The following is a 12,280-nucleotide window of genomic DNA, read 5'->3' on the forward strand; positions in this document are numbered from 1 at the left end:
TAAAGGCCTGAAATGAAAACCGGAAGTGCTTGGAACCACTTCCGGCGGACGTTTGGGCCTATACAAAAACAGGCATCCGTCAAAAATGCTGTGATTAACGTACCCAAACTATACGAAAGTATGAAAGAATTTCTATGTAACAAAGCCAGGTGCCGGCCCTGGCTGCCGTCAACCAAAACATTGCTGATAATGAAGTTGACTTCTGCCTTTTTACTGGTGCTGGCCATGCAGGTAAGCGCCAGTTCCTATTCGCAGTCTGTATCGCTCAGCGGTAGAAACCTACCGTTGAAAGAGGTGTTTAATACCATCCGTAATCAGACAGGCTTCGAATTCATTTATGATGCATCCCTGATCAGGTCTTCCCGTACAGTAAACGTACATGTGCATAATGCCTCTGTACAAACTGTGTTGGAGAGCTGTCTGCAAAATCTGCCACTGACCTATGAGATACGGTTCAATACCATCATCATCAAAGAAAGGCCTGCCGGCAGTAATATCATTAACCGCAGTGAAACGCAGCCTGTGGTGAATGCGCCGCCGGTAGCAGTGAAAGGTACGGTGCTCGATGAACGCACCGGTTTGCCGGTTGCGGGTGTGAGCGTAGGTGTGAAGGGTGCTTCTACCGGTACAGTCACGGACCTGGATGGGCAGTTTACCCTCATGGTCAGCGGTAATGCCGTAGTGTTGACTTTCCGTCACCTGAGCTATGAAACCGCGGAAGTAACCATCCTGCCCGGAAAAAACATAATGGTAAAACTGCAGGCCAAATCGGTACAACTCAGCAGTACCATGGTGACTACGGGTATGTTTAAACGTCCGAAGGAAAATTTCAACGGTGCTGCCACTACTATCACAGGTGATCAGCTGCGCAGCGTGAATGCACTCAACGTATTCCAAGCTGCTAAAATTTTTGATCCTTCTCTTCGTATACCCGATAACGTTCAATTTGGTAGTAATCCTAATCAGTTGCCAAGTATTAACCTACGTGGTGTTAATAATTTTCCGCAGCAAACCACCAGCCAGCTGAAAGCTGCCAGTGGGGCGGATTTTATGGCCAGCTACGCCTCTAATCCCAATCAGCCACTGTTGATACTCGATGGTTTTGAAACCAGTTTGCAGAAGCTGTATGACCTGGATATCAACCGTATCGCCAGCTTCACTATCCTGAAAGATGCGGCCGCTACCTCCCTCTACGGTTCCCGTGCAGCCAACGGCGTTATAGTTGTAGATACCCGTCAGCCACTACCAGGCAAGCTGAGAGTGAGCTACAGCGGCAACTTACAGGTAACTGCTCCGGACCTCAGCGTCTACCACCTGCTCAATGCCCGCGATAAACTGGAAACAGAAAGACTGGCTGGCCTGTACAACCAATACGCCAATGATGAGAACAATGCCAGTCTGGATGTTTTTTATAAACGGCTATACGCCCGGCGCCGCACCTGGGTGGAACAAGGCGTTAACACCGACTGGCTCGCGCAACCCGTACGTAGCGGTATCGGACAAAAACATTCCATCTACCTCGAGGGAGGCGATGATTATCTGCGTTATGGCCTCAATCTTAATTACAGCAATCTGGCTGGTGTCATGAAAAACAGCAACCGTAGCAACTATGGTCTGGAGATGAATCTCAGCTACCGTATTAAAAGATTCACTTTCCGCAATGTGCTGGCAGTTAACTATAACAAAGGCAAAAACTCCAACTACGGCAGTTTCGGTGACTATACCAAACAAAACAACTACTGGTCACCTTTCGACTCCTCTGGTAGAATGCAGCGGGTACTGGAAACGGTAGATGCTACCGTATATACGAACCCGTTATATAATACCACCCTGCATACAGTGGACCAGTCGGAGTATACGAACGTCACCAACCAGAGTGCCGTGGAATGGAATATGGGCAAAGGTTTCAAGCTGAGAGGACAGATAGCGCTGACCCGGCAGACAGACCAGGCAGATCTTTTCCTCCCGGCTATGCACACTTCCTTTGCAAAGGAAGCTGATATCGCCAAACGTGGCAGTTATACCCGCGACAACAGCAGCTTTTTTTCCTATGATGGTTCTCTTAACCTGGACTACAGTTTCCGCGCCGGACGCCACCTGTTATTTAACACTACCGGTGTTAGTGCCGCGGAAACTAACTCCAGTGGTATAGAAGTAGTAGTGACGGGGTTTCCGTCTGATAAACTGGACCAGCTGTTTTTCGGCAACGGCTATGGAGCTGATTCCAAGCCTGGTGGCAACGCAGCCACCACACGCCGTGTGTCCGGATTTACCAACGTGGGTTATAGTTATGATCAGCGTTATACGCTGGATGCGGGCATCAGTGCGGATGGTTCTTCACAGTTTGGTGCTGATAAAAGATTCGCACCATTCTGGAATATCGGCGCCGGCTGGAACGTAGCCAAAGAACATTTCCTGCCGGAAACCAACTGGCTGGACCAGCTGCGCATTCGCGCCACCATCGGTTCTACCGGTAGCAGTAATTTCCCACCCTATATGGGCATCACTACCTATCGTTATATCACCGACAAAAATTACAGAGGTCAGGTAGGCACTACCCTGCTGGCATTCGGTAATACCAATCTGCAATGGCAACAAACCCTCAAACGCAACCTGGGCGCTGATATCTCGCTGTTCCAAGGCAAGCTGACAGGTAAGTTTGAACTGTACCGCGAAAACACACAGAGCCTTATCCTCGATATTAATACACCACCTTCCAGTGGTGTGAGCAGTTATAAAGAAAACGTCGGAGAACTGCAGAATACCGGTTATGAAATCAACCTCACTGCTTTTGCGATTAAACAAGATAAAAAAAGTATCTACTGGAGCTTTTTTGTAAATGGCCTGCACAATAAATCCGTGATCAAACGTATTGCCAATTCCCTCAAAAAACAAAATGATCAAAACGATAAAAACAACCAGACACTCCCGCAGCTTCGTTTTGAAGAAGGACAGAGCCCTATGGCTGTATGGGCTGTACAGTCCAAAGGCATCGATCCTGCCAATGGCCGGGAACTGTTTGTTACCCGCTCCGGTGAACTGACCTATGAGTGGAATGCCAGAGATAAGGTGATCGTGGGCGATCAGATACCGGAAATACAGGGCCACTTTGGAACCACTGCCTCTTATAAAGGACTCACCCTGCAGATTGCGCTGGATTATCAGTACCATGCTGTTATGTACAACACTGCTCTTGCAGACCGCCTGGAGAACGGCAGTTTCTGGTATCAGATGGATGCCAGAGTGTTGTCCGGAAGATGGCAGAAACCGGGTGATGTGACACTCTTTAAAGGGCTTACCAAAGACAATGGCATCGCTGCTTCCGAGCCTACCAACGCTACCAGCCGTTTTGTACAAGATAATTCCTTTATCAACCTGGGCAGCATCTCCCTTTCTTATATAGTACCGGAAAGGTATACACGAAAATGGAAGATGAACAATACGCGGGTATCCTTCATCCTGAATGATGTGGCCAGATGGTCTTCTATACAGGCTGAGAGAGGTTTGGATTATCCTTTTGCCCGTAACATCTCCCTGAATATCGGTACAACTTTTTAATGATCCGAAAAACAATAGAATCATGAAATGGACAAATCTGTTATATACAGGACTGCTGGCCCTTATGCTGACTGTCACCGGTTGCAGCAAATGGCTGGACGTAAGCCCGAAAACAGATGTGCGGGCAAATGACCTGCTGAGTACAGAGCAGGGTTTTAAAGACGCACTCACCGGCATCTATATCAAACTGGCCGACGATGGTTTGTATGGCCGCGAACTGTCTATGGGCTTCATGGACGTCATCGCGCAGCGTTATAACAATACGGTCACCAGCAGTTATTATTATCAGGCCTCTGTTTTCAACTATATAGATGGTACCAATAAATCAGTGATCGCAGGCATATGGGGCGGATTATACACCGCTATTGCTAATGCCAATACTATCCTTGATAAAATTGATGACCGTCAGGATGTGTTTTCCTCCGGCAACTACGCGCGTATTAAGGGCGAAGCCCTGGCTATTCGCGCTTATCTGCATTTTGATCTGTTGAGAATGTTTGGTGCCGCACCGGTGGTAGATGCACAGCGTAAAGCCATTCCTTACCTGAAACACTTTGATGTAAAAGTAGCGCCGTTGCTTACCGTCAAAGCGGTGATGGATACCTGCCTCGCTGACCTGGCTGCAGCAGAAGTGTTGCTGGCCAACGATAAAAATATTCGTGAAAGACAGGCCGATGATGCTTTTCAAACCTATACCCGCAACCATATGAACTACTGGGCGGTGAAAGGATTACAGGCACGTATACAGTTGTATGCAGGCAATAAAACTGCTGCCATGGAAGCCGCCAGGGTAGTGATTGACAACCATATTGCCAACTTCCCCTGGGCAAAACCGGAAGATGTAAAACAGGTCAATTTTCCGGACCTCATCTTTTCAAAGGAACTGTTGTTTGGCGTATATAGCTATGGACAGCGGAAAGCCTCCGATTATCTGTTTACCTCCGCGCAGGGATCTCCCCGGCTTTGCCTTAGTAAAAGCAGTAACCGTCTGGAAACACTGTATGAAACCAGTGGCGTAGGAGCCACGGATATACGCCGGCTCAATCAGTTTGCGCTGCTCGGCACCAATTACGCCACCACCAAATATGCTGTCATGGATTCCACAGAGGGGTCGGCTCTTACCTATCGGTATCGTAATATTCCCATGATACGCCTCTCAGAGATGTATTATATCGCGGCGGAATGTGCGCCCTCTCCGCAGGATGGAGTGGTATACCTCGATAGCGTGCTGGTCAACCGTTCCCTGAAAGTATTACCGGGAAACATATCTGCTGCTACACTGACTGCTGAAATCAAAAAGGAATACCAGAAAGAGATGTATGCAGAAGGCCAGCTGTTCTATTATTTCAAACGCATGAACGCAGCGAAGATAGACGGCAGTACCAAAGCCACCGGCGATGCGGTGTATATCTTCCCATTACCTGATAATGAAATTGAATTTGGCAATCGTTGACCCCTTAAATCGAATCTTCATGAAACAACTGTATATATTCATCACCGGGCTGCTGGTCATCTTCAGCTCCTGTAAAAAAACTGAAGTGATGTCTTATGATGAACCGGCAAGGGCTTATTTTTTGATTCCCTACGAAGCTGATTCACCGGATACGCTGAACTATACCTTTGCCATCAAACCGGATATGCTCCTGATAGATACGGTACGCCTGCCGGTACGTATTATGGGCGCCGCTGCTACCACAGACCGGATTGTGGGTGTGCAGCCCGTTGCAGACAGTACCAGCGCTGTAGCCGGTCAGGACTATCTGTTGTTGCCAACGGTTGTTAAAGCAGGTGCTTTTACGGGCAATGTGCAGGTAGTATTAAAACGTAATGCCACGATGAAAACGAAGTTGCTTCGCTTGTCGCTGCAAATAGTGCCTTCGGCGGATTTTCAGCCGGGTGTTGATAAACTGGCGTTCAAAAACGGCTGGTCCGGCGCTAAGACTCGTTTTCGTATACGCTTCAGCGATATGCTCACCAAACCGGATATCTGGGACGCGGTAATGGCGTCTTTCTTCGGCAAATACAGCGCAACGAAATATAAGTTCATCATAGATGTCACCGGTGTCAGCGAGTTTTCACGGAGCATTCCCTATGGCGCTTTTTCTGTATACAAAACACTATGTCAGGAAAAACTGGCTGCCTACGAACTCACCAACGGACCGCTTGTCGATGAAAACGGTGAGCGGGTAAGCTTCTGATCATTTTCAAAACAGCTATATGTTACTGAAAAAATATATTCTTTTCCTGTGGGCAGCAACCATGTTGTTGCTGGCAGGCTGCTACAAAGACAAGGGTAATTACGATTATCATCCGATCAATAAAATATACTCCGGTATTGCGAAGGATACTTTTGTAGTATTTCAGTTCGATACCCTGAACATAAACACCGGCATTGTACAAACAGCGCCGGACAATGCGGGTGTTTCCTATCAGTGGCTCATGTACGCCAATTCCGGCGGTGGCAGGTATCTGCTGGATTCTACCGCAAACCTCAAACGCCTGATCACCATGACTCCTGCCTGGTATACACTTGTATTTATCATGAAGGATAACAAGACAGGTGTTACCTACGACAAGCAGCTGAGCATTAAAGTGATCTCTGCAACCAGTGAAGGATGGATGGTGCTGGAGAACAAAAACACCTACAGTGATATTTCCATGATCACACCACTGGATTCTGCGATCTATGGTATTTATTCAAAAGCCAATCCGAATGTGCCATTGTCTGCTGATGCGCACCAGTTGTATACGTATAGCCGTGGCTTCGGCCAACAGCGCATCCTGGCGCTTTCCAAAACCGGCGGAAAGGAGCTCAGCACCCTCACGTTCTCTGTGCTCACCGATATCAAGGACTGGTTCTTTGTAACGCCTGCTAGTCTTGCTCCGCAGATCTATTATGTATTCAGCACCGATGAACGGCTGATCAGCAATGGTAAACCATACGGGATATCTACTGTTATGCCGTCACCCTATAAGCTGGCCCTGCCTCCGGCAGGGAACTATTACATGGCGCCCTACAACCTGTCTTCGATATTAGGCCCTGTGTTTTATGATACCATCGGGCAACGTTTTTATATACAGGACCCCTATACCTATGAATTGATGGACTTCCGGAAGGAGGCCAACGCAGGTGCTTTTGAGTTCAATAAATCCACTGGTAAAAGCATGCTTTTTGCCGGCGCAGGCGTAGCAGACAATACCTGCTGCCTGATGCAGAAGAATAACAGTGATTCGCTGTTTGTGTATACATTTGTGTCCGCCGGACAACAGAATTCCTTTGGCCGGGATGTGAAGCCACTTCAAACAGCGCCCGGACTCAGCACTGCCAAAGCCCGGTTTTTCTCCCTGCTGCTGCCGCAGCTGTACTATGCTGTGAACAATGAACTATATCTGCTGAATTTATTGTCCGGCGTTTCCAGGCTGATCTATACTTTTCCTGCCGGTGCAGATGTTTCGAAAATAACCATGAGAATCAGTGAGCCCAATAAGCTGCTGGCGGGGGTTAATAACGGTAACGCCGGTACGGTTTATTATTTTACACTGGATGCTACCGGTGAGCCACAAGGAGGGAAATATACTACCCGCTTTGATGGATTCGGTAAAATAACGGATCTCAATTATAAGCCCGCCAGATAAGGCTTGCGAGGGAAGCACAAAAAAAGCGGTGGTCAATAGTTATATATTGACCACCGCTTTTTATATCATGTAGATTACTTTACTGCATTTCTAACAGCAGCTCTTATTTTCTGGCAGGTGGCGATGGTTCGCGGACCGTCTGTTTCCATATAGGTGAAGATAAAGCCGGTTATATTTTTAGGATGATTGATCCATGGGAAACTGCCATAGGTACCAGGGCTGCTGCTTTCTATCAGCACATCACCGGTGGCAATGATGTCGCGCCAGTGACCGATGCCATACATATTAGGCAGGTCCAGGTAGGTGGAGTAGGCTGTTTTGGTGATGGGCTGGGCCTGATTCATAGCGGTGACAGCGGCTTCGCTGAGCACCCTGTTGCCGTTGGTCGCTACGCCTTTGTTAGACAACATATCCAGGAATTTAATATAGTCGTTGGGGGTAGTACGGGCACTGCTGGCCGGAGTAGGATTACCACTGATTCCGTAATCTGTTTTTGTCATGCCACAGGGACCAAATATCTTTTGATTAGCCAGATCACTCCAGCTTTTACCGGTCACCACTTCACAGATACGGCCGGCGATATGCATGCTTACACGGCCGTAGTAGAAGGTGCCGGCGGGGTTGATCTGTTTCACGTTTTTAGCGATAGAGTCTACTGACTGCGCCATGGTGAGCAGAGGATTCAGCTCATAGTTTTTGTCTGAAGTGCCAGGGAAGCCTGAAGTAAGTGACATCAGCTCGGCGATGGTAATAGCTCCCTTGCCATAGGTAGTGAAGATCGGAAGGAAGGTACCTATCGTATCACTGAGCTTAAATTTACCTTCATCAACCAGGCTCATTACCACGGCACCTGCGAACCATTTGGAGCAGGAGGCCACGGGTTGCTGGGTTTCGCCGTCAAATCCGCCGTATCCTTTCGTATATACTTCCTTTCCATTAACATGAATAATGGCATAACATTTACCATTATACCTCACCGGAACAGAATCATTCAGAATCTGGGTCACAGCGCTGAGATCAATTGACTGCGTTGGCGTTGTCGGCTGCGTTGGTTGCGTCGGATTTACCGGCGTCGTTTCTTTTGGGTCTGATTTCGTACATGACACCATACCGATGCTCAAAAGGCATACAAACAGGTAGGGAAAATATCTCATATGAAGATGGGGATTGTGGAAACACAAGATATAGAAGATTTGAACAATTGTACTTGTCCGAAAGTGTTACTTTTTGAATAACCTTATGTGAATTAACAGTTTATTATGTTTGTGTGAATTTTTTGCATCATAATTTGGGGAGAATAATGAAAAACGCCATGACAACCCTTTTGCGAGCTATTGCCTGTCTGCTGCTGGTTTGCAGCCTACAGCGTTTTACCACCGTCCGCCATTTTCGGGTAACCGTTACCGTACCTCCCGGCACAGATTTTAAACAGCTGATTATTAGTTATCATAACGGTACTGAAACCGTCAAGGTGAAGCCCCGCCCCGAAGACAAAGTGATCATGCTGGAAGGGAGTTATAATGCGCGCTATGCCACCATTAATATCTTCTATGAGCAGCCCGGATTGGATACGATGCCTGGCGGCCGTTTTTGGGTAACAGAACAACCCGCTGCCATTCATTTTGATAACGGGTGGCAACATCCGGTTTTGACAAATGCGAAAAATATCGACAACGAAGGTGGCAACAATTATAAAAAGTGGATGGCACCGGTTATCCGGGAAAAAGATGCATACTGGGAAGCACATTCGGAAGCTATCATGGATATTAACAGCCCTGAACGTAAGGTTTTTTTTGAGAAGAAAAGGGCGGTGGAAGATAAACAGCTGGCCTTTGTAAAACAGTATAGGAGCACTTATTATGCTTTATGGCTGTTTCGTGAAGAACTGATGATAATGGGGAGTGTGGTACCATACGGATATCAGGGTACGACCGTGCCGCAGCTACGGGCTTTCCTGCAGGCTAATTTCCCTGAAAAGCCTGAAGATGCTTTTGAAAGGGCAACCATCCTGAAATGGCTGGCAGCCAGGGAAGTTAGAACAGGTGCGATGGCAAAAGATTTTACTACCCTTGATATTTACGGTAACAAAGTTACCCTGAAGGATTGCCGCGGGAAGTATGTACTGCTGAATTTCTGGGCATCGTGGTGTAAGCCCTGTGTAGCAGAGCTGCCGGCCATCAAAAAAATACACAGCAGCTATAGTGCAGATCATCTTGTCGTGATCGGTATTTCGGAGGATAAAGATTCCAGTGCTTTTCTGAAGGCAGTGGACCGGTACGGCATCAGCTGGACCAAAATATTCAACAAACCGGATATCAGCCGGGAATATGCAATACCAGGCCTCCCTTGTCTGTTTCTGATTGATCCTGACGGAAAAATTATCTACGACCGCGACGAGGAAACACCCGCACAAACCGATAGCCTGATCCTGTTGCAACAAACACTACAAAAACTGGCGGCAGATCAATGGAAACAGAAAAGCCTATAAATTGGCTTTTCCCCATTCCAGAATAGCCGCGGTAATACTCAGCATGCTGTCACCCTTTGGTGTGAGCGCATATTCCACCCGGGGTGGCATTTCTGCATACACGCTGCGGGATATAAGTCCATCTTGCTCCAGCTCCCGCAATTGTTGGGTGAGCATGTGTTTACTGATATCAGGCATACACTTTTTGAGCAGCCCGAAACGGTTCATCTCTGTACCAACAAGATGAAGTATCAGCGGCTTCCATTTGCCACCGATAATTTTCAGCGTTCTGGCTACCGGACAGATGGCCGGGTTGTAGGTAGGCGTAGTATGAAAAATATTTTCGTTTTCCATGATGATGTAATGATTTCATTGTCAGTAATGGTCTGGTTTTCCTGACCTGGTATGGCTTTGCTGACTACTTGTTTTACCGGCAATGTAAGTATAACCTTGCAGAAAATTATGGAAAATGATACCTGAAAATGTATTGAAAAAAATTACCTGGCTGGCTGTGTTGATGCTGATACTCACGGCTGTGCATCATGCATATGGTGCTGTGATTTATCATACACACTGGCGCCTGCATATGGTGTTTGTAGGCATTCCCGTGGCATTGCTGATAGGATGGCAATACCGGCTGCTGCAACGAAAGAAGTGGTATTGGTTGCGGTACACGTATCTGCTCCTGGTATGGCTGATCCCGGTGTTATTAGTGGGGCTGTATGAAGGGGTGTATAATCATCTGCTGAAAGATATCCTGTATTATGCAGGACTTTCTCCTGAAACCTTCGACAGCATGTTTCCACCGCCTGCCTACGAAAAACCCAATGACCTGATTTTTGAGATCACAGGAGTATTACAGGGCCTGCTGTATTTTCCTTTACAGCGACCATTATTATCGCTGTTATTCAAACGATAATAAAAAAGACCTGTTGAGATCTCAACAGGTCTTTTTTTATCAGTATCAAAAAAATCAGTTGCCACTATAATCCTTTGCCAGCTCTACATAACCTTTTTCGGTTTTAAAGTCATAGCTGTTGTTGGCAAGTTTACTCAACACTGCCGGAGAATCCTTAAAGTATTCTTTCATCATTTCATCTCTTTTCTTCTCCCAGTCTCTTCCCTGGTTGGCTACTTCGGTTTCACCAGGACGGATAAACAGAATCATATTCGTAGGTTCGTCACCGTAGTTTTCCTTCAGGATTTTGATTTTGGCAGATTGGTAAATCACCTGCAGCGGATAACTTTTGCTTTTCAGCAAATCGAATCCGAGGGACTTGCTTTGTCCAAAAGTGGGCTTAAACTTATGTACCTCATATGTTTTGTTGAGGTAGCCGAAAGCAAGGATATCATTGATCTTGTAGCTTTTTTCTACTGCTTTGCCTTTTTCGTTGGTGATCTCGTATTTGATATGCAGCGTAGTATTAAGGGAAACAATGGAGCCCATAAATTTCTCTTCAATATGTTTTCCTCTGATGGTATCACCCTCTGTCAGCAAAATCCAGCCGTCGGCTAGTTTCTGTCTGGACCACATCGTGGTTTTTACCGCACCGGTAGTGGAGTCCAGTGGATATTTACGCTGATTTAAGGTGGCATAATATCCGCTGAGGTTTTTCAACAGACCGCTACGTACTTCATAGTCTGTTCTTGCACCCAGGAATTTATAGGAGTTGGCATACAGGGAATCCAGGCTGGTCTTCAGGTTGGTGGTATCGCTGGTCAGATAATACAGATAAGCGAGCTGGGAATAAGCCGTGATTTTGATTGGCTTCATGTTGTAATCCTTAGGATATTCCTGTTGCAACAGCTGCTGATAAGTTTTTTCGTAAGGCTTTACCAGCTCGGAATAATCCTTTGTATTTTTTTTCTTCAGTTCATTGATGAGCGCTTCATTCAGTGAATCGATGGCTCCAAATTCAGGATATTTTTTCTTAGCCCTGTAGATAATAGGAAGAGAGATTTCTTCTTCATAAAAATCATCTACCAGTACTTTTTTTCTCTCTATGGCAACCTGTTTAATAATCTTCATCATCACACGGTACACGTCTCCTGATTTGGCATTCAGCACTTTGTTGAATGGTGTGGACACATTGTCGGCATCCGTGAGTGTGATCTGTGAAGGCAGCTTGATATCACGTTTTACATAAGGTTCGCCGCTTTTGTTGAAAACATATTCGATGACACTGCCGGTGACAGTATAAGTCATGCCGGTGTTAAAGCTGCCAAGGCCGGCAGCACCGGTATAAGCTGTCAGCGACAGATTGTCGAAAACAACGCCTACGCTCATATCCGGAGCATCTTTGCTGGTATTGAACTTCAGCTTATCAAGCTCGTCTGCGGTGGTGTTCTGAAAGAGTGTTCTGGCGGAATCCGGTTTGATGGCTCCATTGATCAGCTGACTGCAAAGTGCCGGATTGATGTCTGCCAGGAAGAAAATGTTGCGGTGGTTGCTGAAACGCTGGTCTGCAGCGGGTCTGAAAACGGGTGCCTTGTAGTTGACATAGGTGACATTCTGTGACAATCCTTGTTGTGTGACAAGTGCCAGGGCCCCTGCCGCCAGCATCATAAAGTGTTTTTTCATGGGATAAATAGTGCTTTTACGGAGTTAATATATTAATT

Annotated in this window: 9 protein-coding genes; 6 read left to right on the forward strand and 3 right to left on the reverse strand. The window is 46.7% G+C overall.

From position 1 onward, the window contains the following. Positions 1-120: 120 nt before the first annotated feature. From DF182_RS20570 to DF182_RS20585, 4 genes are read left to right on the forward strand one after another with little or no spacing between them, the layout of a single operon-like run. The gene (locus DF182_RS20570) at positions 121-3,558 is read left to right on the forward strand and encodes a SusC/RagA family TonB-linked outer membrane protein (RefSeq protein WP_161964192.1); all 3,438 of its coding nucleotides are present in this window, start codon (positions 121-123) and stop codon (positions 3,556-3,558) included. A gap of 22 nt (positions 3,559-3,580) precedes the next feature. Next, entirely contained in the window at positions 3,581-5,011 is a 1,431-nt protein-coding gene (locus DF182_RS20575; RefSeq protein WP_113617689.1) for a RagB/SusD family nutrient uptake outer membrane protein, read from the forward strand. 19 nt (positions 5,012-5,030) lie between these two features. Then, positions 5,031-5,756: a DUF4843 domain-containing protein gene (locus DF182_RS20580; protein WP_161964193.1), complete on the forward strand. Its 726-nt coding sequence runs from the start codon at positions 5,031-5,033 to the stop codon at positions 5,754-5,756. Positions 5,757-5,775: 19 nt separating this feature from the next. Then, positions 5,776-7,194, forward strand: coding sequence for a PKD-like family lipoprotein (locus DF182_RS20585; RefSeq protein ID WP_113617691.1), 1,419 nt, complete (start codon positions 5,776-5,778; stop codon positions 7,192-7,194). Between the two features lie 74 nt (positions 7,195-7,268). Here DF182_RS20585 and DF182_RS20590 read toward each other — a convergent pair whose 3' ends face one another. Continuing rightward, positions 7,269-8,348, reverse strand: a complete 1,080-nt coding sequence (locus DF182_RS20590; RefSeq protein WP_113617692.1) for a serine hydrolase domain-containing protein — start codon at positions 8,346-8,348, stop codon at positions 7,269-7,271. Positions 8,349-8,506: 158 nt separating this feature from the next. Between DF182_RS20590 and DF182_RS20595 the strand changes: the two genes are divergently transcribed. Continuing rightward, on the forward strand, positions 8,507-9,682 hold the full coding sequence (locus DF182_RS20595; RefSeq protein WP_161964194.1) for a TlpA family protein disulfide reductase: 1,176 nt from the start codon (positions 8,507-8,509) through the stop codon (positions 9,680-9,682). Here the strand turns inward: DF182_RS20595 and DF182_RS20600 are convergent. After that, on the reverse strand, positions 9,677-10,015 hold the full coding sequence (locus DF182_RS20600; protein WP_113617694.1) for a winged helix-turn-helix transcriptional regulator: 339 nt from the start codon (positions 10,013-10,015) through the stop codon (positions 9,677-9,679). The genes DF182_RS20595 and DF182_RS20600 overlap by 6 nt on opposite strands. 115 nt (positions 10,016-10,130) lie before the next feature. On the opposite strand from DF182_RS20600, the gene DF182_RS20605 reads away from it, so the two are divergent. Further along, a complete protein-coding gene (locus tag DF182_RS20605) occupies positions 10,131-10,580 on the forward strand; it encodes a hypothetical protein (RefSeq protein ID WP_113617695.1) in 450 nt (149 codons plus the stop codon). A gap of 54 nt (positions 10,581-10,634) precedes the next feature. Here the strand turns inward: DF182_RS20605 and DF182_RS20610 are convergent, their stop codons facing one another. After that, positions 10,635-12,242, reverse strand: a complete 1,608-nt coding sequence (locus DF182_RS20610; RefSeq protein WP_113617696.1) for a hypothetical protein — start codon at positions 12,240-12,242, stop codon at positions 10,635-10,637. Positions 12,243-12,280 lie beyond the last annotated feature (38 nt).

Source organism: Chitinophaga flava (assembly GCF_003308995.1).
GTDB classification, from domain to species: domain Bacteria; phylum Bacteroidota; class Bacteroidia; order Chitinophagales; family Chitinophagaceae; genus Chitinophaga; species Chitinophaga flava.

Excerpts from the sequence above, each read along its gene's own strand:
- DF182_RS20570 (WP_161964192.1), top strand. The coding sequence starts at position 121 with ATGAAAGAATTTCTATGTAACAAAGCCAGGTGCCGGCCCTGGCTGCCG.
- DF182_RS20575 (WP_113617689.1), top strand. The coding sequence starts at position 3,581 with ATGAAATGGACAAATCTGTTATATACAGGACTGCTGGCCCTTATGCTG.
- DF182_RS20580 (WP_161964193.1), top strand. The coding sequence starts at position 5,031 with ATGAAACAACTGTATATATTCATCACCGGGCTGCTGGTCATCTTCAGC.
- DF182_RS20585 (WP_113617691.1), top strand. The coding sequence starts at position 5,776 with ATGTTACTGAAAAAATATATTCTTTTCCTGTGGGCAGCAACCATGTTG.
- DF182_RS20590 (WP_113617692.1), bottom strand. The coding sequence starts at position 8,348 with ATGAGATATTTTCCCTACCTGTTTGTATGCCTTTTGAGCATCGGTATG.
- DF182_RS20595 (WP_161964194.1), top strand. The coding sequence starts at position 8,507 with ATGACAACCCTTTTGCGAGCTATTGCCTGTCTGCTGCTGGTTTGCAGC.
- DF182_RS20600 (WP_113617694.1), bottom strand. The coding sequence starts at position 10,015 with ATGGAAAACGAAAATATTTTTCATACTACGCCTACCTACAACCCGGCC.
- DF182_RS20605 (WP_113617695.1), top strand. The coding sequence starts at position 10,131 with ATGATACCTGAAAATGTATTGAAAAAAATTACCTGGCTGGCTGTGTTG.
- DF182_RS20610 (WP_113617696.1), bottom strand. The coding sequence starts at position 12,242 with ATGAAAAAACACTTTATGATGCTGGCGGCAGGGGCCCTGGCACTTGTC.